Source organism: Cyclobacterium lianum, from assembly GCF_900143075.1.
In the GTDB taxonomy this organism is placed as follows: domain Bacteria; phylum Bacteroidota; class Bacteroidia; order Cytophagales; family Cyclobacteriaceae; genus Cyclobacterium; species Cyclobacterium lianum.
Map to the genome: position 1 here is coordinate 162,017 of NZ_FRCY01000007.1, position 22,613 is coordinate 184,629.

Sequence of the window (22,613 nt, forward strand, 5' to 3'; positions counted from 1 at the left end):
TTAAATTTGTTAGGTATTAAATCAACCTGCATGCAGCTTTCCAAACTAGAGATAAGAGGTTTCAAAAGTTTCGGTGATAAAGTCCTGATCCATTTTGATAAGGGGATCACGGGTATAGTAGGTCCGAACGGTTGCGGCAAATCCAATGTAGTGGATGCGATTCGCTGGGTGCTTGGAGAGCAAAAGACCAGAATGCTCCGCTCGGATAAGATGGAAAATGTCATTTTTAATGGGACCAAAAATCGCAAACCGCTCAACATGGCTGAGGTGTCCCTGACCTTTGAAAACACCAGAAACCTGCTCCCGACCGAATATACCCATGTCACCATTACCCGCAGATACTACCGCTCAGGGGAAAGTGAATATTTACTCAACGGGGTCACCTGCCGGCTAAAGGACATCACCAACCTTTTTCTGGATACCGGTATCAATTCCAATAGCTATGCCATCATAGAACTGAAAATGATTGATGAGCTTCTCAACGATAAAAATAATTCGAGACGGGATTTATTTGAAGAGGCAGCGGGGATATCCAAATTTAAAACCAGAAAAAAAGAAACCTTAAAAAAACTGGAAGACACCGATGCAGACCTGGATCGGGTGGAGGACCTATTGTTTGAAATAGAAAAAAACCTCAAGTCCCTGGAAAAGCAAGCCAGACAAGCCGTTCGTTACTTCGAACTTAAAAAAGAGTATAAATCTTTAAGCATAGCACTGGCTAAAAAAGGGGTGCAGGACCAGAGCCAGGCGCTGATCCATATCAATCAAAAATTGGAGGCCGAGAATGACCAGAAAATACAATTAAACGCCTCCATTTCCGCCAAAGAAGCTGCTCTGGAATCCTTAAAGTCGGGCATGGTGCATAAAGAAAAACTACTGGGCTCCCGGCAGAAATCATTAAACGAACATGTGCTGAAGATACGGCAATTTGAAAGCGACAAAAAAATAAAAAACGAACGATTGCGCTTTCTTCAGGACAAATCCGAACAACTCAGAACCCAAATTGAGCAAGACAAGAAAAGCAATGAAAGGGCTGGGTTCAGTATCAAATCTCTGGAACAGGAGCAGCAAGTCGCTGGGAAGCTGATCGCAGAGAAGGAACAGCAGGTGCAGGAGCTGAAAGCCATGTATGAAGAAAAAAAGGTACAGCACAACGCCCAGCAGGAAAAGCAAAAGGTCCTTCAAAACAGCTACTCCCGAAAGCGGGATGAGCTGTACCAACTTACCAAAAGCCAGGAAATCAAACAAATTCAACTCAACAGCCTCAAGCAAGAGTTGGAAAAAACCGCTACCGATGACAGTAGCCAGGAAGAAAACCTTGCTGGGTTTACCGAAAGCCTGACCGGAATACAGCAACAACTGGAAAAGGAAAACCAGGAACTGCAACAAATCAAAAGTGAAGAGGAAAGTCATCAACTGAAACTGGAAGAGGCTACGCGGATGCAGGATCTTATCCGGGAAGAATTGACCCAGATCAACAGAAAACTTGATGCCAGGAGTAATGAATACCAACTGACCAAGTCCCTGGTGGATAACCTGGAAGGATTTCCCGAGGCCATCAAGTTTTTAAAAAAACACAGCAACTGGGGCAAAAACAAACCTCTTCTCTCCGACCTGCTGACCACGGATGAAAAGTACCGCGTTACAATAGAAAACTTCCTTGAAAACTACATGAATTATTATGTGGTCGAAACCGAAAAGGAAGCTATAGAAGCGGTGAAGTTATTGAGTGATGCCGGAAAAGGAAAAGCAAATTTCTTTGTTCTGGAAAGGTTTGAAAAATTCCGTCCCTCTCAGAACAAACTGTTTTCAGATGCGGTAGCCGCTACTGAAATCATCGAATACGATCAGAAATACGCGCCTTTGGTCGCTTTTCTTTTAGATGACGTGTACATCTTCAATGGCGATATCCATCAGGTACCCAGATCACAAGAGGCCATTTTTATTACGGAAAGTGGCAAATTCATCGATCGAAAATTCACCATTTCAGGAGGATCTGTTGGTTTGTTTGAGGGAAAGAGAATTGGCAGGGCCAAAAACCTGGAAAAATTGGACAAGGAGATCAAAACCCTTCAGAAAAAGATCAGCGAAGTCCGAACCAATCTCGATAAAAAAGCCACGGAAGTTTCCCGGCTTAGGGCCATCAGTTTTAAACAAACACTGGAGGAAAAGCAGAAGATAGTCAACGAATTGAATCAGGAGTATGTCTCCCTGAAAACTAAAAGAGAACAATTGGCGGAAATGTTGTCTTCCAATGCCAACAAAAAAGAAGATATTCAGGATAGGCTTTCTGACCTGACCGAGGAGCTGGAAACGCTAAGACCGCAGCTTTCGGAAGCAAAAGAAGAGTTTGCGCGGATGGAGGAGGAAATCAATGATATTAACGAAAGGCTGCAGGAAGTCGCGGAAGATCTTTCTATTCGCTCATCCCAATACAATGAAGAAAATATTCAATACCACCAGCACCTGAACAAGTTGCAAAGCATCGAGCAGGAAATTGGCTTCAAACAAAGTACCTACGAAAACAGCAAAGCGCGCATTGAAACCGCCCAAATCGAAATGAGCCGGACAGATCAGGAAATAAGATCCCTGATCGAAAACAATGAGGTAAAAGACGATGAACTCATAGAACTCTATGGTGAAAAAGAAACCATCGAACAGGGCGTCAATGAAGCAGAAAAAGAATATTATGCGGCAAGAGGTGAAATCGATGAAGTGGACAAGTCTGTCAGAGAAATCCAGAAACGCAAAGAACAGGTAGACAGTCTGGTGATGGAACTGCAGCAGGCAGCCAATGAAATCAACCTCAAGCTCAACGGATTGAAGGAGCGGTTAAGTGTGGAATTTGAAATTGACCTCGACCAATTGATGCAGGAGGATCCCGAAATCGATGCCCAGTTTGACGGTAAAGACGAAACATACATCAAGGAGGAAGTCAGCAAAGTCAAACAAAAACTGGAGAAAATGGGACCGGTAAATCCCATGGCCATGGAAGCCTACGATGAAATAAAAGAGAGGCATACCTTTATTACCGAACAAAGAGATGATTTGCAAAAGGCAAAAGCCTCATTGGTGACTACCATCAACGAAATCGATCAGGTAGCCAGGGAGACGTTTCTGGACGCATTTGAAAAAATCAAGAGCAACTTCGTCAAAGTGTTCCGATCGTTATTCACGGAAGAAGATGACTGTGACCTGAAACTGTCCGACCCGGATTTACCACTGGAAAGCAGCATAGAGATCATCGCCAAACCCAAGGGAAAACGACCCTTGTCCATCAATCAGCTCTCCGGTGGTGAAAAAACCCTGACCGCTACCTCCCTGTTGTTTTCTATTTATCTGTTGAAACCTGCACCATTCTGCATTTTTGATGAAGTGGATGCCCCGCTCGATGATGCCAATATTGATAAATTCAATCAGATCATCCAAAAATTCTCCAATGAATCCCAATTCATCATTGTCACGCATAACAAACGAACCATGGCCAGCACGGATATCATCTATGGCATTACGATGATAGAGGCAGGAGTCTCAAGAGTGGTCCCGGTAGATCTCCGGGAACTGGTCGAAAACGACGAGGAGCAAGCATAAAAAATCCGGATCGCATACCTTCTGCGACCCGGATCAGGTGACATTTCGAATTAAGGGGTATCAGTTCGGAAGTTTGTCAGCAAACCTGCCATACACCCAGGTTCCGGCTATGGCACTTAGCAGCGTAACCAGTACCACGGAGAAGCCTGAGCCAATCTGTGCAAACAGGGGGCCGGGACAAGCACCTGTCAGTGCCCAGCCCAATCCAAATAGGAAACCTCCTATGACCTGACCTTTTCTGAATTCTTTATCCGCAATTTTGATTGGTTCTCCCTCCAGGGTTTTGATGCCCAGTCTTTTGATCAATTGGATGGAGATAATACCTACCAAAATGGCGGATCCAATTACTCCGTACATGAAAAAAGACTGTAACCTGAACATCTCCTGAATGCGAAACCAGGAGATGACTTCGGCCTTTACAAATACGATCCCAAATAAGACCCCAACGATCAGGTACCGCAGGAGCTTCCATTTGGATTCCCCCGTCTCGCGCATATTGGGTGCCTCACATTCTATTGGGTTATTTGATTTCTTTTCTATTACTTTCATTTTGCTATTTTTTGATGGATGTATTAAGCCTCCCGGTTGTTAAAATCCAACCCAGCTCATGATAAGGGGGAGAAACAAGTGCGTCATGACAAAGCCTCCCGCCATAAAAAAGATGGTTGCCAGCAATGATGGCCACTGCAGGTTGCTGATCCCCATAATGGCATGACCTGATGTACAGCCTCCTGCATATCGTGTACCGAAGCCCACCAGAAAGCCTCCGATAACGAAAAAGAACAATCCTTTTAGGCTAAATAAATTTGCCCAACTGAAAATATCGGCGGGAAGAAGGCTGTTGAAATCAGCGATACCCAGCTCGCTCAAATCCTGTTGGGTACTTGCAGCAATCACTATTGCATCCGGATTGGATAAAAACAGGGATGCTATCAGCCCCCCAAGAAATATACCGACCACGAAGAGGATATTCCAGATCTCTTTTTTCCAATCGTATTGAAAGAAAGGAATGTTCGCAGGCATACAGGCCGCGCAGACATGCCTGAGCGATGAGGATATGCCAAAAGATTTGTTGCCAATAATCAATAATGCGGGTACGGTTAACCCAATCAGGGGTCCTGCCACATACCAGGGCCAGGGCTGCCTGATCCATTCTACTATCTGTTCCATTTTTTTAAATTTATTTGTCTGATTTATCGGGTTGAATACCAGTTTGCAGACTAGTCCCTTTTATAATCCATACAGACAACCACAGGGAATAACAGATGCATAAACACTGCCGTCTTTCTGTATGATAGGAAATAAAGGGGAATATCAGGCCGGTAAGGTCGGAAAAATGGCAGGAAACCAGGCGAACCGGACCCTGCCATCAACCAACACATCAACCAAAAATAACTTTACAATAGGGTGGTCGGGCAGACATAGTCAGTAACTTCAAACTTGCCCGATGCCTTTATGGCATCAAAACCACCGCGAATATCCACCAGGTTTTCATACCCCCTGGCCCTCAATACAGAATTGAAAATCATGGACCTGTATCCCCCGGCACAATGCACATAATAAGGCATGTTTTTATCGATTGCTGCCATGTTTTCATTGATGTAATCCAGTGGTAAATTCTCTGCACCCACCAGGTGTTCACTTTGGTGCTCACTGGCTTTTCTCACATCTAAGATCTTAATGTTCCTGACCTTAGCAGAAAGAGCTGCCAATTCATCCACAGATACAACTGAAATACTGTCTGTCTCTCTACCGGATTTCTTCCAGGCATCTATCCCCCCTTTCAAATAACCCAGTGCATGATCATATCCAACTCTCGCCAGGCGGGTAATCACCTCCTCTTCCCGGCCCTTATCGGCCACCACGAGAATCTCCTGTTTGACATCAGGGATCATGGTCCCTACCCAAACCGCAAAGCTACCATCAATGCCAATATTAATGGAATTGGGGATAAAACCTTTGGCAAATTTTTCAGGGGAACGGGTATCCAATACCACAGCTCCGGTTTCGTTGGCTGCTGTCTCAAACGCTTCCGGCGTCAAAGCCTGCTGTCCCCTATCCAATACCGTATCGATGCTGTCATAGCCCTGGATATTCATCAGGACATTTTGAGGGAAATATGCAGGAGGTGGAGTAAGACCGGTAAGCACTTCTTTGACAAAGGCTTCCTTGCTCATTTCCTGCAGGGCATAATTGGTCTTTTTTTGATTACCAAGCGTATCGCTGGTTTCCTTACTCATATTTTTACCACAGGCGCTTCCTGCACCATGGGCAGGATAAACGATCAGATCGTCTGCAAGAGGCAGGATCTTTTCCCTTAATGAATCATACAGGTGTCCGGCTAGTTTCTCCTGGGTCAGATCTTTCACCACCTTTTGTGCCAGATCTGGCCTGCCCACATCACCGATAAACAGGGTGTCGCCGGTGAATAGGGCAACATCCTTACCTGCTTCATCAGTGAGCAGAAAAACCGAACTCTCCATGGTGTGACCCGGGGTGTGAATCACCCGGATGCTGGCATTTCCCAATTGGAATACCTGGTTATCCTTAGCTACAATAGCATCAAAGCCCATCTGCATACCCGTAGGTCCAAATACAATTTTTGCTCCTGTCTTGGCTGACAAATCCTGATGTCCCGACACAAAATCCGCATGGAAATGGGTTTCAAAAATGTATTTGATGGTAGCACCATTCCTTTCGGCCTTATCCATATAAGGCTGTACCTCCCGGAGCGGATCTATAATGGCCGCTTCACCATTTGACTCAATATAGTAGGCACCCTGCGCCAGACAACCGGTATATATTTGCTCTATTTTCATCGGTATATTTTTCTATTTTTATTGTTTAATCGTCTGCTCCGACGCTAAATCGGAGGAATATTTGATTTTCATCTCAAATGCTTACAATACTCAAATTAAACGCTTCGATTTGAAAGCGACTAGGACTTTGGTCACATAAGGAACCTAAAATGGCCAGGAAATAATTCCATCCCTAAGGTTATAGACTTTGGTAAAGCCCATTTCAGCCATTGTAGCACAGGCATGGCCGCTTCTGTTGCCACTTCTGCAATACAGGTAATATGCTTTGTCCCTGGGGAGATTTTTAAGCTGATTGGCAAAACCACTACCCATCATGTCCAGATTCCGGGCTCTGGGCAGCTTCCCACTATTGAATTCACCGGCGGTCCTGACATCGATCAACACCGCTTTCGGATCCTCTATGCCCCTTTGGAAATCCTCCGCGCTGAGGTCAGTATACTGCTTTTCTTTTTTATGAAATAAATTAAACATGATTTCTTTTGTTAACTGATACAACAAAAGTAAGTCATGCAAAAAGCCCAAAAAGTAATTTTAATCACATTAGCAAAAAAGGCAAAAAAAAAGCTGTCCGTTCGGACAGCTTTCAATGATTGAATACAGAAATATGAAAATCAATTGTTTTCTACTCTGCCTACAGAAGCATACATAAGTTTCCTGGCATCCGCCTCTCTCAATTCAAACTGAATGTCACTGATGGGTCCCATTTTGACATCACGGTCTGCTTTGAGGGAAATCCATATCTGATCCCGCTCTGCTTCAGAAAGGTTATCTTTTTCCTGGTTGACCCAAAGCACGATGTCTGAAGTATTGATCAGCACATCATTGGCCTGGATCCTCGGTTCTGAACCATACAGCGATGTATTCTTAGGTTTTCCTACATACAGGTAGGAGATCAGCGTTTTCTTCTGAATTTTCTGAAGCTGAGTAGCCTGAGGAATTTTCTGCTCTACCAATATCTCCTGCTCTCTCAATACTGTGGTTACCATAAAGAAGAACAACAGCATGAAAATGATATCGGGTAATGCCGAAGTTGGAATATTGGTATCCGCTTTGGTTTTCTTTTTAAACTTTGACATAATTAGCTTCCGATTTTATCAGGTTCAGCGATAGAGATGGCCATGGGTATGTTCTCTTTTCCCCGGTCCATCAACTCCTTTTCCGCAGCACTCTGACCAGTTAAGGCACGGTACTCTTCTCCGGTAAGGCCAACTCGCTCGCCGTAAATTTCAAAATAAGCTTTTTTTACTTCATCCAGAACTTCCAGATAGGTCTCATAACTGGTACCCCTATTGGTTTTTATGGAGATAACGGCTCCGCCAGACATAGGGTGATCTGAGGATTCCGGACTTTGCTCTGCCATCCCTCTCAACGAGGGCGGGAGGCTGTTGAACAAAGCCACGGCATCTTCATCAGGATTTCCAAAATTCAGCACAAAGCGTTTGATCTCATCGGACAGACCGTCTGTACTGTTTCGAAATTCACCTTCAACCAATAGATCATCGTTTAGGTTAATGAGAATGTTGAAAATGTTCCTTTCGTTCAGTTCTACCTCTGGTGGTGGTTGGTTCGGATCCTGCTTGGGAGGAAGGATATTCATGATACCCTTGTCCGAAGCGATTGTCGTGGTTACGAGAAAGAAGATAAGAAGCAAGAAGGCGATGTCCGCCATCGACCCTGCATTTACCTCCTGACTCATTCTACCTCTCTTGCCCATAATTATTTGATTAATTTATTGAGTTCTGTTATCACGATTCCGACGATAGCCAAAATAAACAACGCGTAAACAGTAAGCAGTACTCCCCCTACCATTTTGGCACCTTCCGGAGTGATGTTAAAAGGATCGGCCATGTACTTGGCGGCTACATCACCGCTTGCAGTAGAGTAGGCTATACCAAATACTGCAGCTATGACAATTACACCAATCGCCGTCTTTAAAAGACTTTTGGGATCGCCAAATGACTTGATCAGCGGCATTAGTATCGCAAATACTGCACCAACTATGATCAGCAAGTACCCTGCATATAAGAATATATCAGTAGTATCCATTTTATCTAGATTCTAAAGTGAAATAAATCATTTTAAAGGTAAAAACAAAATGACCAGAATTATCTGGTCAATTTATGTTTTACCAAAATGTCTACCAGGCTGATTGAGGCATCTTCCATATCGTTTACGATAGAGTCAATTTTTGCCACGCAATAGTTGTAGAACAGTTGAAGTATAATGGCGACGATCAGACCCGCAACGGTAGTCAAAAGGGCGATTTTAATACCCCCGGCCACCAGTGAAGGTGAAATATCTCCTGCAGCTTCGATAGAGTCAAAGGCACCGATCATACCGATTACCGTACCCATGAAACCCAACATCGGGGCAAGAGAGATAAACAGGGAAATCCATACCAGCCCTTTTTCCAAACGGCCCATTTCCACTGATCCGTATGCTATAATGGATTTCTCCACCATGTCGATACCTTCAGAATACCGCATCAGACCTTGAGTAAAGATGGAAGCAACAGGACCTCTGGTGCTTTTCGTAACATCTTTGGCAGCTTCGATTCCTCCTTCTTCCAGTGCATTTTCTACCTTAGCCAACAGCTTTTTGGTATTGGTGGTGGAAAGATTCAGCGTAATGATTCTTTCCAATGCAACGGCCAATCCTAAAATCAAACACAGCAAGACGGGAGTCATATAAGTAGGATCTCCCTCGATGAACTTGTCTTTTATAACCTGATGAAAAGATTGCTCCTCAGTTACAATTTCGTCGTCGGTCATGACTGGTGTTGGATCTGGTTCCGGAGCAGGCGCTGCTGCCTCTTCTGTGGTGTCAGCTTCTGCTTCTTCTGTTTCTTCCTGTGCTTTTGTGATCATCGGAGAGAATAAAATTCCGAAAAGCATGAACAAAGCGATTAACTTTTTCATAATGTAGTTTTTAATAGACTTTTAAAGGTTGAACGGTTTCTAAATTCGAATTAAGTTTTTAAAGTTATAATTTTTTCGACTGAAATTGCAAATGATTCCTTTATAATTTGTGAGAAACCATTTGAAATTTAGCCCGTCGAACAGATTTCCAAGGTATTTTAATTAAATAGAACCCGTAATTTAATTTACTTAAATGGAAATCGCACTATGTGAGTGGAAAAACCACCGCATTTTTTTGTCACTGACTTTAATCCGGTGAAAATAAGCCAGCACATCATCACTTATTGATGGAAACTTGCAGAGAGGAAGGGATTCGAACCCTCGATACCCTTTAGGGGTATACACGCTTTCCAGGCGTGCTCCTTCGACCGCTCGGACACCTCTCTAATTGTTCATTTTGGCATTCTTGCAGCGACAAATAAAATTATAAAAATCAGCCCATGCAAATAATTGTCCGCTTTATTATGGAAAAAAAACAGGGTGTAAAAGCTATTTTTTTGGCTGCGAAAGCTAGTGGATTGATGGTCAAAGCCTTGATCAGAAAGGCCTCACTGACTCAAAACAGACATCTCCCCGGCCAGCGGCATCATCATCTTCCTTTTGATTTCGGTTTCATCGGTCTCATTGGCAAGCAAAAACATCATCTTGGTCACGGCCGCTTCGGTGGTAATGTCTCCTCCGCTCAATACCCCTACCCTTTTGAGGTCCTTGCTGGTCTGGTACCTGCCCTGTATCACCCTGCCCCCATTGCATTGAGAAACATTCAGGATCAGTAAGCCATTGTCCACAGCCTCCTCCATGGCTTTTACAAACCAGTCTTCACTGGGGCTGTTGCCAGATCCGTAGGTTTCCAGGACCATTCCCTTCAGTCCTTTTGTTTCCAGACAGTGGCGAACCACATTCTCTGTGATACCGGGAAAAAGTTTCAATACCATCACGTTGTTGTCCAGTTTGTTCAGGTACCTGAGCTTCTTCCCCTCCTCATAGGGTCTTATAGACGCATAATTGTAATCAATGACGATACCTGATTCTGCCAGAGGAGGATAATTTTCAGATTCAAAGGCATCAAAATGCACACTCTGTACTTTCTTTGCCCGGTTTCCCCGCAAAAGCATGTGGTTAAAGAAAATGCAAACCTCCGGCACCACCGGCTTTCCATTTACTTTTGAAATGGCAATTTCCAGCGAAGTCATCAGGTTTTCCCTGGCATCTGATCGCATGGCGCTGATGGGCAACTGGGCACCGGTAAAAATGACCGGCTTATTCAGTCCTTTCAGCATGTAGCTGAGCATGGAGGCACTGTAGGCCATGGTGTCTGTGCCGTGCAGCACCACAAATCCATCATAGGTGTCGTAATTCTCATAGATGATGTAGGCCATGTCTACCCAATGCTGCAGGTTGATATTGGAAGAATCGATAGGCTCGGGAAAGGAGATGACGGTAATGCTGATGTTCAGGTTATTGAGATTGGGGATCTTTTCGAGGATCTTCCCAAAATTAAAGGGTACCAATGCCCCCTGCTCATCATAAGCCATACCCAAAGTGCCACCCGTATAAATGATCAGCACAGCATGCTCAATCTCCTGCCTGGAAGCTGTATTGAGCCGAACGATTTTATAATTCATGGGAGGTTTGTTTAAACACTTTCAGGGCATTATTTCTCGTCACTTCAGCTACTTCCTCCAGCGTCTTGCCGGTGAATGCCGCCATTTTTTCGGCGATATGCGGGATGTATTCCGGAGAATTTCGCTTGCCCCGGAATGGTACCGGCGCCAGATAGGGGCTGTCTGTTTCCAAAACAACTTTGTCCAATCCAGTCGCAGCAATGACCTCTCCTACTCCGCTGTTTTTATAGGTAAGCGTACCGCCGATTCCCAAATAAAATCCCATTTCAATAATGCTTCTGGCCTGCTCCAGGCTACCTGAAAAACAATGAAAAATTCCTGTTAACTTTTCCTCGTTCAGGGATTGAACCAGGTCAATGGTTTCCTGTATGGATTCCCGGCAATGCAGGATCAGGGGCAGCTGCTTTTCTTTGGCCCATTGGATGTGCCTTTTCAGCGATTCCTGCTGCTGCTCAAAATAGGTTTTGTCCCAGTAGAGATCGATGCCAGTCTCCCCTACGCCCCAAAAATCGTGCTTTCCCCACCATTCCTCCATCTGCGAAAGCTGCTTTTCAAAATCTTCTCCCACATCACAGGGGTGCAACCCCAACATGGGAAAACAAACCCCGGGAAAATCCCTTTCTACCTCCAGCATTCCTTCAATGGATTCCAGGTCGATATTCGGCATGTAGATCTGCTCTATGCCCGCGTCAATGGCATCTTGAATAACCTTGTTCCTATCAGCCGCAAATTTTCTACTATATATGTGGGCGTGTGTCTCTATAAATTTCATGTGTCTATAATTTGTTCTTTAATGGCCACATGCCTGCCTGTCGGCAGACAGGGAATCTCGCATGGTTGTTAGTCATCCCAGTGTTTGAGGGCTACGTCATGCTCGATTTCATCGGTATTTTCGATTTTTCCATTTGATACCTGAAGGCCAGAAATAATACAGTACGGTTGACCAACTGATCAGCCAATTGTAAATTTCAAAGCCTAATAATGGTATTAGTCCGATTTTAGTTTCCGTTTTCCGCGCAAAAGTGCTCATGAACATGGATTGAAAGCAAATTTTCAATCCCCAAATACCTGCAGCCAGCCAAAATGACTGTATCAGCCCCACTACCAATGCCAAATAAAAAACCACCTGGAGGCCCAAAAGCATCTGCCAGTACCATGGCAGTGAGAATGCGCCCCTGGCCCATCTTTTCCTTTGCTCCAAAAGGGAGCCAAAGCTTTTCTGCGGCCGGGTTTTTACCAACACATCCTTGTTCACCAAATGTGCCGGCCGGTAGCCTTGGCGGTACATATTTATGGAAAGGGCCAGGTCCTCTGTCACCTGATCCCTTACTGCCGCGAAGCCGCCTGACCGGTGATAGGCATCCCGGTCCGCCATCATGTTATTGCCCATGGCTGTAAGAGAAAACCCCAAATCGGATACCACCTTCACCTTTCCCAGGACCAGCCACCAATCTAACGACTGCATGCGCTGAAAAAAACCATTGCCCGATATGGTAGTGATGCCGGTAAGCAATCCAAATTCTGATCGATAGGCCTTGCTCATCGTTTCTGCCCAGCCGGCAGGCACTATACAGTCTGCATCTGTAAACAGGAGCAGCCCTTCCCCGGCCCGGTCAATCATCGCAGCGAGCGCTACCGCCTTGCCGTTTTCCTGCTTGCCTGGTGGATGAGGCAGCGACACCAGGTGGCGATTTTCTCCGGCAGCCGTCCAACGGGACAGGATGGCTGCTGTCTGGTCCTCACTGTGGTCATCTGCCACATAAAACCGGATCTTATCTACCGGGTACCGGAGATCTTCAAAGGCCTGCAGACAATCCGGAAGGGTATGTGCCTCATTGCGGCAGGGCAGCAATACATTTACTACAGGCAGGGCATGCAGATTTGATTCATGTTTTTTAAAGTGATAGCCGATCAGGTACCACAGCAGAAAATATTGTAAACCAACCCCGGTCATTACTGCCAATGTAAGGTAGGTCAACATGGTTTACAGTGGTTTGGCCTGGTAACCGGCGTCTGCTAAAAAATCGAGGTAGCCCGGCAACATCCTCCTCAGAAAGGACTCAGTCTTTTTCTGATCGTGAAACAAAACAATAGAACCATTGGCACTTTTACGTATCAGTTGCTGCAGGGAGACAGACGGCGACATTTCCTTCCGAAAATCCCAGGAGATCAGATCCCATAAAACGATTTCATGTTGGGCTTGAACATTCTTTTTTTGGGAACAAGTGATGCGTCCATAGGGTGGTCGGAAAAGCCTGCTGTCTACTCCTGTACTGTCGAGGATTTCCTGCTGGCATCTGCTTATATCCACCAGGTACCTGGAGGTTTCCGTTTTGGCGCCGTTGAGGTGGTGAAAGGTATGGTTGCCTATCGCATGACCATTCTCATGTACCCGCCTGGCCAGGTCACCGGTCTTCTGAATATTGTTGCCCACCATAAAGAAAGTAGCTTTCATATTTCTGCTTTCCAACTCCTGCAAAATAAATTCCGTAACCCCCGAAACCGGCCCGTCATCAAAGGTCAGGTATATGGCTTTTTGCCCCCTGTCCTTGTGCCAGGTAAATTCGCTAAACATACGTTGTGCTATATGAGGCACCCTGAATGGTCTCATCTCAATCAAACTGAAGGCTTAATAGGGTGATGTCGTCGTTTCTGGATACTCCTCCGGAAAACTCCTGCAGCGCCCTGAACAAACCTGCGTGAAAGGTTTCCGGATCTTCACCCGGGTGGGATTTGATATAATCCAGAAAACGCTCCTCTCCAAATTCTTCTTCGTCGGGATTAAAGGTCTCAGTAAGCCCATCGGTGTACAGGTGTAAAATGAAATTTTCCAGGTCCTTACGCTCGCCCTGCTCCAGGAAAGGTAAGGTTTCGAAGGCTCCGAGTATGGTGGTGCCCGCTTCCAAAACCTCCAGACTATGGTCTTTTTTCAGACAGATTACCGGAGAATTGTGCCCTGCGTTGATATAGCTGAGCCTTTTATCCTTGTAGCTGTAATGCCCCAGAAAAAAAGTAATGAACCGCTCTCCCTTGGTATTTTCAAAGGTGGTGAAATTCAACTGCTCTACGATGGATTTCAAATCCGAACCACTGCGTAACAAAGTTCGCAGGGCGGCCTGAAAATTGGACATCAGCAGGGAGGCTGGCATCCCCTTGCCCGAGACATCGGCCACACAAAAATACACATCGTTACCGGTAGGTTGTACCAAATCATAATAGTCGCCGCCAACCGTGCTGTGGGGATAATAGGTAACCTTGGCTTTCAACTTATCATCGAAAGGCAGGGTGGAAGGAAACAGCATACGCTGCACATTGCTGGCAATTTCCAGTTCTTTCCGCAGGCGTTCCTGCTCCAATTGCCTTCTGGCAAAGCGCTTGTTTTCCAGCGCCACCACCAGAATGTTTGCCAGGGCCTGGGTAAAATCCAGGTCCAGACCTTTTTCCTTGTCCTTGGTACTCAGAAATAATATGGCCAGCATTTTGTCTTTGTGGTAAACGGGCACATAAATGTTTACCTCGGAAAAGGAGTACTCACCAGAAAGGGTCAGGCTCAGCTTGCCCTGGGTCTTATTTTCCTGTACATCTTCCCTTTGGATGTGATCCGGCAGTTTGCCTTTTACCTGATGCGAAATCTTCCGGTCAAAAAACTGCTCTTGTTCATTAAACACATACAACAAGAGGGATTTGATGTTCAGGTGTACCAGACAGGTAAATTTGAATATGTTCAGCAGTACATTTTCATTCTTGTTTTCATTGATGGCTTGCGTAATTTCCAACAGCGCCTTTAATTCCAATTCTTTCCTTTGGTATTTTACGGTTTCTGTTGTCATATTACTTCATATTGTGTTGTAGGAGGCCTTTCTTGGTAGCCAGGTAATAAAGCTCCCTGCCCTCGCGCTGTATCGGTGGATCGGCAAAAAGCTCCTCTTCTGGCCCTGCATAACATTTTATCCAGCCCTTCCTGAGCATTACCTCCAGATTTTGGAGCAGCCTGTCGTCCTCCCATCCCAAACTATCCTGAAGATAGGCATACGATTGCAGAAAGTACAATTCGTCCAACAAGTCAAATTCATCATCGGTCATGTCGTCTCCTGAATTAGGTAGAATGACAAAAATAAGAGATAGATTAGTTTTTCCTGCCTTTCCAGGAATATTTTCCTGAAATCGCCGATGGAAGGGCCGCCAACACCAGGACAGGAAAAAGCCATCCGGCAATAAGGTAATCTGTATGCCCTGCCGACCTTTGAAACCTACTGAGCACCCGGCTCAAAACAGCTCGTTCTACTGCAAATTTGCCGATCCAGAATACCGCCATGCCAATAGACCATTTCCAGGAAATCAGGAAGAGGAAAAAAGTCAACACCTGAGCAAGGGCTGCCAGAGCCAATCCCGCAGCAGTCATGATATGGGTCTGCCCCTTGTGGGCATTCCATTTGCTCGCCCAGCGGCTCCTTTGCCGAATCCAGGCTGCCGGTCCGGAAAGGGGAAATGTGGTCACCAGTGCGGAAAGGTAAGGTCTGTACACCCCGGAAGCAGCCCCGTATTCCCGGATGATTTTTTTCATCAGGAATTCATCGTCACCCGAAAGGAGGTGAGCATTGCCCTGGTATCCCCTGACTTTGAGAAATGCATCCCGTCGAAAGGCCAGGTTTGCGCCACTGCACATCAGGGGCCTTTTCCGGTGGAAAGAAATGGCCGTCAAAAGGATAATGGCCGCCCATTCGATCTGCTGAAACCGGGCAAAAAGACCGGCACCACCTGAAGAAATCACCGGTCCCGCTACCAATTGTACATTCGGATGGGAGAAAGGAGCACTCATGCTCTCAAACCAACCAGTCTGGAGTCGGACATCTGCATCTGTGGTCAGCAGCAGGGTGCTGGAAGAAGCCTCCACACCCCTGGTCAGTGCAGCTTTTTTGCCGATTCCCTTAGATTTTATGCACAGCCAATGGCCCAGTTGATTTTTCTCAATAAAGGAATGGATTACACCGGCTCCGCCATCCTCGCTATGGTCATCTATAAAAATCAATTTAAGATGATCCGGGAGCGTATGCAGCAGATGAGGAAGCAAGCTGGTTAAATGGGATTTTTCATTCCGGAAGGGCAATAATAGGGTGGCGTTCAGCCCGGACGGATGGTTTTCTACCGGGGGAGGAAATGGTATTTTTTTCCATTGGTGGCTTAGCAGCAGCAACAGGAGCAGGTAAAGGCCGAGAACTAAAAAGTATAGGGCACCAATCATAACTGCGCTTTACAGGATTTGTGGTAAATTGCACCAATGGATAAAGAACCGAAAATTCCGACGAAAGAAAAAATTGTTCTGGGTATCGATCCGGGTACAAATGTCATGGGCTTTGGGTTAATCTTGATCAAAGGTAACAAATACTCTCTGTTGCAATTTGGGGTCATACACCTGAAAAAATACAGCGACCATGCCCTGAAGCTGAAAAAAATTTTCGATAAAATCACCCAGATTCTGGAAGAGTTTTCACCTGATGCCGTAGCGTTGGAGGCCCCGTTTTTTGGACAAAATGTGCAGTCCATGCTCAAGCTGGGAAGAGCGCAGGGTGTAGCCATGGCCGCAGCTCTGGCCAAAGAAATTGCCATTACAGAGTACTCGCCCAAAAAGGTTAAGCAATCCGTGACGGGCAATGGGAATGCCTCTAAGGAACAGGTGGCCGAAATGCTCAAGACATTGCTTAATATCAGGGAGCTTCCTCATTTGCTGGATGCAACAGACGCACTGGCGGTGGCACTGTGCCATCATTTTCATGAGGGACGTCTGCAAACCAGGGGGCGAAGTGGGGGATGGAAAGCATTTCTCACCGAAAACCCCGACCGGGTAAAAAACAAAAATTAAGTGAATTGTTTCGATTTAACCGGTAATTTGGTAATTTAAAATCGGGATATATCTAAAAAGGTCTCCAGATGAAAAAAGTAGAACTAGACTGCGAGAATTGCTTCGGCGAATTTGTAAATCAACTGAATGAGTTACGGGATCTGATCCAGGAAGCTAAAAGTCACGGCATGGATGATGAGACCCGTAGCAGGCTGGTCAGGCTTTTTGAAAAAACCCACGATGCAGCTTTGGAAACGATCGCTGCCTATTTCAGAAAGCAGGGCAAACCACCTTTCTCCGGTTCCCGGGATGCCACCGTAGAGGCTTTTCATGCCGACCTGATCGATGATGGACAGGGCTGGCTGGACATGATCATCTGGAGGATCAAATACAACCCGCTTTATCCGGGAGACTACCTGGGATCTCTGGCAGAAAACATTGTCAAAAAATACATCCATTTTCTCGAAGACTTTGAGCGTTCCATGGGGAAAAATCTGGATGTGTAAAATAATTTTAATTTTTTTTCGATCAGCTTGTAGCGTTTGAAAGATTGCTATCGTCCTGTCAGTAAGAAACTTCAAAGATCGATTCCATTTATTCCCATTTGGCCATGAAAACAAGTTTACAACAACCTTTCCAGTGGACCATGCAGCTGCTCATGTCACTCATGCTCCTGCTGGTCGTCAGCTCTTGTGAAGACCAGGTAGAAACCACCTATACGTACCAAACGCAGGTACCGGTATTTTTGCAGGTCAATAGCTTCCGGGAAGCTGACATCATCATCGAACCTGGCAAGCCGCTGGACAATCCCGGAAAAATCTATATTTACGGGGATTACTTGTTTATTTCAGAACCTGGAGAAGGCATTCATATCCTGGACAATTCCAACCCCTCCAGCCCCAGAAACCTGAATTTTATCAACATCCCGGGTACCGGCGATATGGCGATCAACAATAATATTCTTTACGCAGATAACTACGTAGACCTGCTGGCATTCGATATCTCCGACCCGCAGGATATCGAAATGGTGAAAAGGGAAGAAGATGTTTTCCCTAACCTGTATACCAACGAAGAAACAGGCACCATCGTCACCTATAAAGATACCCTGATTACTTCTACCGATCCCAATATGATGTGGTCCAGTTGGGGAAGACCCGCTTTCAGGTCAGACTTTATGGCAATGGAATCTATGGCTGCATATAGCGGTGGTAGTAAAAGTGGAGGTGGGCAAAGTTATGGCCAGGGTGGCTCCATGGCCAGGTTTACGCTGCTTGGCGGCCACCTGTATACGGTGGACGATTACGACCTGCGGATATTCAGTGTAGAAGAACCCACTGATCCGAAGTACCTGAAAAATATCAACCTGGGTTGGGGCATCGAGACCATTTTCCCCTTTAAAGGTAAATTATTTATCGGGTCCATGACGGGAATGCACATCTACGATGCCAGTAACCCCTCTGAACCTCAAAAAATGGCCGTATATGAACATGTGACTTCCTGTGATCCGGTAGTGGTAAATGACGATTACGCTTTTGTCACTTTGAGGAGTGGAGCCCTGTGCCGAATGGGTGCCGATGAGCTGCACGTCCTGGACATCAAAGATCTGTATAATCCCCAATTGATCAAATCCTATCCCATGGAGAATCCTCATGGACTAGGACTTTCGGGAAATTATTTATACCTTGCCGAAGGCGAACACGGATTGAAGAGTTTCAACGTAGCTGACGTGATGGAGATCAGCAATAACCAGATTGAACACCTGAAGGATTATGCCTCCATCGACATCATACCGGGCCCAAAATCACTGATTGTCATTGGTCCGGATGGCGTGTGTCAGTTTGACTACTCAGATCCCGAAAAACTTAAGGAATTAAGCTGTATCAGTGTATCTTTTCGATAGATGAAGATCATTTATATCATTTTTGCAGCAACCCTATATTTGGCCTGTCCTTCTAACAGCTGGGGACAGGCCTTACCTTTTGCCCACCACTCGGAAATGGGCATACTTACCGGTAGGGATGATCTCGGCAACCGAACCAACTTTTCTTTCCAGACATTTAACGGCTTCCAGCTTTCCCGGAAATATGCTTTTGGATTTGTGACGGGGCTGGACCAATATGGCAGTCTCTCAGTAATGCCCATCGCCATGGGGGGGCGGGCTGTACTGAACCCGGAGGATCGCTGGCAGCTGTTTGCGGGTCTGGACCTGGGCTTCGGCTCCACTATTCTCGAACCCACGGTGGTCACCGAATGGAACGAACACCGCTGGCAGGAAGGGGGTTTTATGGGCCAGGGTACGGCAGGGCTACGCATCAAAACAAAAAGTGACAATTTCTGGACACTAAGTCTGTCCTACAAACGACAGGTTTACCACCTGACCACGGGAAATCCCCGCGTCAACGATCCGGACCCCAGCCGCCCGGAAGACTGGAATTATTATGCCATTGACAAAATAACTTTTAATAATGTGGTATATCGGTTGGGATACTGGTTTTAAAAATTGAACTGAAAAAGGGGTTGAAAAAACATTTCATTTCCGGACTGTCCTGTACGGTGCGTATGTGAAAAAAAGTCTCTCTTCGCGTGTAGATCGCCTCTACATCCCTGAAATTCGATTGGTTACGAATATGAGGCGTTTGTAATGCCAGAAACCAAACTCCGGCCGAAAACGTACTCATTCTTTAAAGTGCATGCGATAATGCATTAAAAATGGGTTTTTGGCGGGTTTAATCTGTTTACGATTCCGAAAATAACTGGGTGAAGTGCCAGACTTCACCCAGTACTGAACATCAGTAACCCGTACACCCTGCCTTCGACAGGCCCGGGCACCGCATATCACCACAGAGGCACATCCAAAATCAGGGGAAATAAAAACCACTGGGCCCTCTTCCTGCCGGCATTTGGTCTATCAGTTCTCCTGCTGAATTGACACGCAACACCGATCCATTTCCCTGCCAGCCGGCATGCTCCCCTATATAGAGCATGTCTGTTGCTTCATCGTATCCCAATCCGTAGAAATGATTTCCAGAATAAAAATCGGCATCCGATACCGTACCCGATCCGATGGATAACTTTACCACCACATCTTCGCTCTCCTGATTACTGATGACAAAAATCTCTCCGCTTTCCGTAAGTGTAAAACTCCCATTGTACATGCTGTTGGCAACGGGAAAAACCTGGCTGTCTGCGATTTCAAAATCCGCAGGAGCTATTTCATGCAGGTAAACATTGGCTGCATCTGTGGCATACAGGTACAATTTATCCCCGTAATCAAAAAAGGAAAAAGGGGTACCCGTCACCTGAACCGTTCTTTCTACTGTTTCCGTCTCCGGATCGATCACCAGCAGCTGTCCTTCAGACTGGCATGCGGCCAATACCCTACCTCCGAAATAAGTCAATCCCTCAGGCCTGGACGAAACGGGTATCGTATTGGCAATCGCCCCTCCTTTGGGATCGTTTACCACGGCGATAAAAGAATCCGGATTCTGATAATTCTCATCATAGGCTCCCCAATCGCTGATAAACAATTTCCCTTCGGCAGTAACCAGAGAACGGGAATTTACCAGCGCCCCATCTACTGCTCCCATACCCGTGAAATCTGAAGCGCGGACGATTTCCACCTTCCCGGTATTGGCCACCAGGTAGGCATAATCGCCAAAAATATGCATGTTCTGGATCAAGCCCGCAAAAGGTCGGTTATTGACCTTCTCAAAAATGGCAGACTCCATCTCTCCAGATGCTTTGTCAAAATGAAAGATCTCCCCGTCATTGGCACCAAAAGCACCTTCGTTGACGATCAACACCCCTTCCTCATAGGCACCGCGGGGGAGTTCAACAGGATCCGTCCCACAAGAAAACAGGAGTGTGATCAAAAACAGACAATTGGCAATAGTTAACTTCTTCATAAAACCAGGTTTACATTAAATTGAAAATTCCTTCCCGGCATGGGTCGGAGACGCAGGACCTGATAGTCCCGGTCAAAAATATTGTGGACACTTAGCCCCATATCGCCCTTTAACCAGGGAGAAAACCTAAAATCATATTGTACCCCGCCTCCCCATAAAGCAAATGCCGGCAGAGTGCCGCGGTTGTCGGTGGTCACAAACCTTTCTCCGGTTTTCTGACCCCGGATAAAAAACGAAAAGGCGCCTCTTCCTGCATGTAGCTGTCCCTGAACCTTGTGTGCAGGCACATAGGGCAATCGCTTGCCCCTGCTTTGGTCCTGGTCATCTGATTTAATAATGGGACGGGTAAAAGCATAATCCAGGTTCAGACCCAGCTTCCAGGTACCACTTTCCCATTCGCTTTCAAAAAAATATTCCAGTCCCTGATTGACTACTTTCCGGACATTTTCCGGAGTCCAGAAAGTACCCCTGGGCAGCCAGACCACCCATTGGTCCACGGCCATGTGATAATAAGCCAGCCTGTTTTTTATCTGTAACCGTGCACCTTTCAGTGACTGGTTGAGACCGGCTTCCCGGCTCCAGCTTTGTTCTGGCAGCAAGTCTGGATTTCCACCAGGAACCCAAAAACGGTCGTTTAATGTGGGAATCTTGAAGCCTCGGGAAATATTTCCGGTGAGTTCCCATTTCTGATCCTCCTGATTAATAATGGTCCAGGCGGCACCCAGGCCCGGGGTGAAGGGCACCGGCTCGCCATCATGGATCAACTGTCGCAATTGTAGGGAAAAACCCAGCCGGGGCAATGGCTTAAAATTTGTGGACTGATACAATTCCAGACGCTGTTCCTCCTTTGAATAGGTAGCCAAACTACCCTTGATATGGGTCAGGCGAATGCCGGTCTTTGATTGCCATTTATCCGAATGTTCCCAGTCCAGCTCTGCTCCCAACAGGGCCAGGAGGGTTAGGTTTTCCTCCTGATTGAAGCGCATCTTATCCCTTACCAGGCCTGCCTTTACATTCCAGCTCGCATTATCCCTGCGGTTATAATAGTCCACCACTCCCCTGATGTTCCAATCCAGTTGCTGATTCCGCTCCGGAGAGCCCAGCAGAGGCTGGATTTCCCGATCGACTTCATTGATCCAGAATGAGGCTTCTACGGACTGCCTTTGGTCCAGCCGGATGGCGAGGTCCTGGGCCCAGCCCACCTGGCTCACTGCCGCATGGTCCTGCACCCTGGTGGGCGTACCCGGACTCGCCCAATCCGCGTAGGGAAATCGGTTGGCAGCAATATTTCGGTAGACACTGGTTTTAACGGCAAAAACATCTCCTCCATACCTGTAACTCAGCTCCTGATCCCATCGGCCAAAACTTCCCAGCCGGGTCTTGCTGCTTGTTTCATGGCCCGTTCCATAGCCAGGGCTATTCTCCAGGTGGATGGCTCCCCCGATGGCATCCGTACCATAAAGTGCTCCCGAACTCCCGTAATGAACGGCCACCTGATCAAAGCCAGCCATGGCAAAAATGGAATAGTCGGCCTGCCCCAGAGAAGGGCTGTTTACCGGCAAGCCGTTCCAGAAAAGGGCATTGTGACCGGCAGCAGTACCCCTGACACTGAGCGAAGCCAGCATGCCGGAACCATACTCCCGCACAAACAAACCTGTACCCTGCTGCAGGGCCTGGCCTAAACTCATTCCTGACATTTGACCAAGCGCTGATTTTTCCAGGTTCCTGACCCACTGTCCGTAAGCATATTTTTGCAGGTGTGTCGCATTGACCTGCACAGGGGCCAATTTAAGGGTATCTCCGAAAAAATCCTGGGAGAGGCCCGGTGAGCCAATCAACAAGAGTATAAAGCCTGTCAGATATTTTTTACTTAAAGCCATTTGGTCAATTCTTTCCTACAGGCTTTGGGAAGAATA

Annotated in this window: 22 protein-coding genes and 1 tRNA gene; 5 read left to right on the forward strand and 18 right to left on the reverse strand. The window is 46.3% G+C overall.

The window, feature by feature from the left end; all coding sequences use genetic code 11:
- Window positions 1-30 precede the first annotated feature (30 nt).
- The gene (gene smc / locus BUB19_RS13275) at window positions 31-3,591 is read left to right on the forward strand and encodes a chromosome segregation protein SMC (RefSeq protein ID WP_073095042.1); all 3,561 of its coding nucleotides are present in this window, start codon (window positions 31-33) and stop codon (window positions 3,589-3,591) included.
- A gap of 60 nt (window positions 3,592-3,651) precedes the next feature.
- Here the strand turns inward: smc and BUB19_RS13280 are convergent, their stop codons facing one another.
- The 16 genes from BUB19_RS13280 to BUB19_RS13355 form a co-directional block, all read right to left on the reverse strand.
- Complete coding sequence (locus BUB19_RS13280; RefSeq protein WP_073095043.1) at window positions 3,652-4,140, reverse strand: DUF6691 family protein; 489 nt, start codon at window positions 4,138-4,140, stop codon at window positions 3,652-3,654.
- Window positions 4,141-4,179: 39 nt separating this feature from the next.
- Window positions 4,180-4,788: a YeeE/YedE family protein gene (locus tag BUB19_RS13285; protein WP_262485840.1), complete on the reverse strand. Its 609-nt coding sequence runs from the start codon at window positions 4,786-4,788 to the stop codon at window positions 4,180-4,182.
- A 200-nt stretch (window positions 4,789-4,988) separates the two neighbouring features.
- The gene (locus BUB19_RS13290) at window positions 4,989-6,410 is read right to left on the reverse strand and encodes an MBL fold metallo-hydrolase (RefSeq protein WP_073095045.1); all 1,422 of its coding nucleotides are present in this window, start codon (window positions 6,408-6,410) and stop codon (window positions 4,989-4,991) included.
- 144 nt (window positions 6,411-6,554) lie between these two features.
- Complete coding sequence (locus BUB19_RS13295; RefSeq protein ID WP_073095046.1) at window positions 6,555-6,881, reverse strand: rhodanese-like domain-containing protein; 327 nt, start codon at window positions 6,879-6,881, stop codon at window positions 6,555-6,557.
- Window positions 6,882-7,021: 140 nt separating this feature from the next.
- Window positions 7,022-7,486: an ExbD/TolR family protein gene (locus BUB19_RS13300; RefSeq protein ID WP_073095047.1), complete on the reverse strand. Its 465-nt coding sequence runs from the start codon at window positions 7,484-7,486 to the stop codon at window positions 7,022-7,024.
- A gap of 2 nt (window positions 7,487-7,488) precedes the next feature.
- Window positions 7,489-8,124, reverse strand: coding sequence for an ExbD/TolR family protein (locus BUB19_RS13305; protein ID WP_073095048.1), 636 nt, complete (start codon window positions 8,122-8,124; stop codon window positions 7,489-7,491).
- A gap of 2 nt (window positions 8,125-8,126) precedes the next feature.
- Complete coding sequence (locus BUB19_RS13310; RefSeq protein WP_073095049.1) at window positions 8,127-8,456, reverse strand: hypothetical protein; 330 nt, start codon at window positions 8,454-8,456, stop codon at window positions 8,127-8,129.
- 59 nt (window positions 8,457-8,515) lie between these two features.
- Window positions 8,516-9,328, reverse strand: a complete 813-nt coding sequence (locus BUB19_RS13315) for a MotA/TolQ/ExbB proton channel family protein (RefSeq protein ID WP_073095050.1) — start codon at window positions 9,326-9,328, stop codon at window positions 8,516-8,518.
- A 298-nt stretch (window positions 9,329-9,626) separates the two neighbouring features.
- Window positions 9,627-9,714 (reverse strand) — tRNA-Ser (locus BUB19_RS13320).
- 162 nt (window positions 9,715-9,876) lie between these two features.
- Entirely contained in the window at window positions 9,877-10,953 is a 1,077-nt protein-coding gene (locus BUB19_RS13325) for an asparaginase (RefSeq protein WP_073095051.1), read from the reverse strand.
- Window positions 10,943-11,725, reverse strand: a complete 783-nt coding sequence (locus BUB19_RS13330) for a TatD family hydrolase (protein ID WP_073095052.1) — start codon at window positions 11,723-11,725, stop codon at window positions 10,943-10,945. The genes BUB19_RS13325 and BUB19_RS13330 overlap by 11 nt, the downstream gene beginning before the upstream one ends.
- Before the next feature lie 108 nt (window positions 11,726-11,833).
- Window positions 11,834-12,934, reverse strand: a complete 1,101-nt coding sequence (locus BUB19_RS13335) for a glycosyltransferase family 2 protein (RefSeq protein ID WP_073095053.1) — start codon at window positions 12,932-12,934, stop codon at window positions 11,834-11,836.
- 3 nt (window positions 12,935-12,937) lie between these two features.
- Window positions 12,938-13,564 (reverse strand): polysaccharide deacetylase family protein, encoded by a 627-nt coding sequence (locus BUB19_RS13340; RefSeq protein WP_073095054.1) that lies wholly within the window; start codon window positions 13,562-13,564, stop codon window positions 12,938-12,940.
- Window position 13,565: 1 nt separating this feature from the next.
- Window positions 13,566-14,783 carry a PP2C family protein-serine/threonine phosphatase gene (locus BUB19_RS13345; RefSeq protein ID WP_073095055.1) on the reverse strand — a complete coding sequence of 406 codons (1,218 nt, stop codon included), beginning with the start codon at window positions 14,781-14,783 and terminating at the stop codon, window positions 13,566-13,568.
- 1 nt (window position 14,784) lies between these two features.
- On the reverse strand, window positions 14,785-15,036 hold the full coding sequence (locus BUB19_RS13350; protein WP_073095056.1) for a hypothetical protein: 252 nt from the start codon (window positions 15,034-15,036) through the stop codon (window positions 14,785-14,787).
- Between the two features lie 43 nt (window positions 15,037-15,079).
- On the reverse strand, window positions 15,080-16,195 hold the full coding sequence (locus BUB19_RS13355) for a glycosyltransferase (protein ID WP_073095057.1): 1,116 nt from the start codon (window positions 16,193-16,195) through the stop codon (window positions 15,080-15,082).
- A gap of 36 nt (window positions 16,196-16,231) precedes the next feature.
- Between BUB19_RS13355 and ruvC the strand changes: the two genes are divergently transcribed.
- The 4 genes from ruvC to BUB19_RS13375 all read left to right on the forward strand — a co-directional run bounded on the left by ruvC (window position 16,232) and on the right by BUB19_RS13375 (window position 19,289).
- Window positions 16,232-16,813 (forward strand): crossover junction endodeoxyribonuclease RuvC, encoded by a 582-nt coding sequence (ruvC, locus tag BUB19_RS13360; protein WP_073095058.1) that lies wholly within the window; start codon window positions 16,232-16,234, stop codon window positions 16,811-16,813.
- A gap of 68 nt (window positions 16,814-16,881) precedes the next feature.
- On the forward strand, window positions 16,882-17,298 hold the full coding sequence (locus tag BUB19_RS13365; RefSeq protein WP_073095059.1) for a nucleotidyltransferase substrate binding protein: 417 nt from the start codon (window positions 16,882-16,884) through the stop codon (window positions 17,296-17,298).
- Window positions 17,299-17,402: 104 nt separating this feature from the next.
- Window positions 17,403-18,692, forward strand: coding sequence for an LVIVD repeat-containing protein (locus BUB19_RS13370; protein ID WP_073095060.1), 1,290 nt, complete (start codon window positions 17,403-17,405; stop codon window positions 18,690-18,692).
- Window positions 18,693-19,289 (forward strand): hypothetical protein, encoded by a 597-nt coding sequence (locus tag BUB19_RS13375; protein WP_073095061.1) that lies wholly within the window; start codon window positions 18,693-18,695, stop codon window positions 19,287-19,289. It begins immediately after the preceding gene.
- 361 nt (window positions 19,290-19,650) lie between these two features.
- Here BUB19_RS13375 and BUB19_RS13380 read toward each other — a convergent pair whose 3' ends face one another.
- Both BUB19_RS13380 and BUB19_RS13385 read right to left on the reverse strand, forming a co-directional pair.
- Complete coding sequence (locus tag BUB19_RS13380) at window positions 19,651-20,697, reverse strand: YncE family protein (protein WP_073095062.1); 1,047 nt, start codon at window positions 20,695-20,697, stop codon at window positions 19,651-19,653.
- The gene (locus BUB19_RS13385) at window positions 20,694-22,577 is read right to left on the reverse strand and encodes a TonB-dependent receptor (RefSeq protein ID WP_073095063.1); all 1,884 of its coding nucleotides are present in this window, start codon (window positions 22,575-22,577) and stop codon (window positions 20,694-20,696) included. The genes BUB19_RS13380 and BUB19_RS13385 overlap by 4 nt, the downstream gene beginning before the upstream one ends.
- Between the last annotated feature and the right edge of the window lie 36 nt (window positions 22,578-22,613).

Excerpts from the sequence above, each read along its gene's own strand:
- smc (WP_073095042.1), top strand. The coding sequence starts at position 31 with ATGCAGCTTTCCAAACTAGAGATAAGAGGTTTCAAAAGTTTCGGTGAT.
- BUB19_RS13280 (WP_073095043.1), bottom strand. The coding sequence starts at position 4,140 with ATGAAAGTAATAGAAAAGAAATCAAATAACCCAATAGAATGTGAGGCA.
- BUB19_RS13290 (WP_073095045.1), bottom strand. The coding sequence starts at position 6,410 with ATGAAAATAGAGCAAATATATACCGGTTGTCTGGCGCAGGGTGCCTAC.
- BUB19_RS13295 (WP_073095046.1), bottom strand. The coding sequence starts at position 6,881 with ATGTTTAATTTATTTCATAAAAAAGAAAAGCAGTATACTGACCTCAGC.
- BUB19_RS13300 (WP_073095047.1), bottom strand. The coding sequence starts at position 7,486 with ATGTCAAAGTTTAAAAAGAAAACCAAAGCGGATACCAATATTCCAACT.
- BUB19_RS13305 (WP_073095048.1), bottom strand. The coding sequence starts at position 8,124 with ATGGGCAAGAGAGGTAGAATGAGTCAGGAGGTAAATGCAGGGTCGATG.
- BUB19_RS13310 (WP_073095049.1), bottom strand. The coding sequence starts at position 8,456 with ATGGATACTACTGATATATTCTTATATGCAGGGTACTTGCTGATCATA.
- BUB19_RS13315 (WP_073095050.1), bottom strand. The coding sequence starts at position 9,328 with ATGAAAAAGTTAATCGCTTTGTTCATGCTTTTCGGAATTTTATTCTCT.
- BUB19_RS13325 (WP_073095051.1), bottom strand. The coding sequence starts at position 10,953 with ATGAATTATAAAATCGTTCGGCTCAATACAGCTTCCAGGCAGGAGATT.
- BUB19_RS13330 (WP_073095052.1), bottom strand. The coding sequence starts at position 11,725 with ATGAAATTTATAGAGACACACGCCCACATATATAGTAGAAAATTTGCG.
- BUB19_RS13335 (WP_073095053.1), bottom strand. The coding sequence starts at position 12,934 with ATGTTGACCTACCTTACATTGGCAGTAATGACCGGGGTTGGTTTACAA.
- BUB19_RS13340 (WP_073095054.1), bottom strand. The coding sequence starts at position 13,564 with ATGAGACCATTCAGGGTGCCTCATATAGCACAACGTATGTTTAGCGAA.
- BUB19_RS13345 (WP_073095055.1), bottom strand. The coding sequence starts at position 14,783 with ATGACAACAGAAACCGTAAAATACCAAAGGAAAGAATTGGAATTAAAG.
- BUB19_RS13350 (WP_073095056.1), bottom strand. The coding sequence starts at position 15,036 with ATGACCGATGATGAATTTGACTTGTTGGACGAATTGTACTTTCTGCAA.
- BUB19_RS13355 (WP_073095057.1), bottom strand. The coding sequence starts at position 16,195 with ATGATTGGTGCCCTATACTTTTTAGTTCTCGGCCTTTACCTGCTCCTG.
- ruvC (WP_073095058.1), top strand. The coding sequence starts at position 16,232 with ATGGATAAAGAACCGAAAATTCCGACGAAAGAAAAAATTGTTCTGGGT.
- BUB19_RS13365 (WP_073095059.1), top strand. The coding sequence starts at position 16,882 with ATGAAAAAAGTAGAACTAGACTGCGAGAATTGCTTCGGCGAATTTGTA.
- BUB19_RS13370 (WP_073095060.1), top strand. The coding sequence starts at position 17,403 with ATGAAAACAAGTTTACAACAACCTTTCCAGTGGACCATGCAGCTGCTC.
- BUB19_RS13375 (WP_073095061.1), top strand. The coding sequence starts at position 18,693 with ATGAAGATCATTTATATCATTTTTGCAGCAACCCTATATTTGGCCTGT.
- BUB19_RS13380 (WP_073095062.1), bottom strand. The coding sequence starts at position 20,697 with ATGAAGAAGTTAACTATTGCCAATTGTCTGTTTTTGATCACACTCCTG.
- BUB19_RS13385 (WP_073095063.1), bottom strand. The coding sequence starts at position 22,577 with ATGGCTTTAAGTAAAAAATATCTGACAGGCTTTATACTCTTGTTGATT.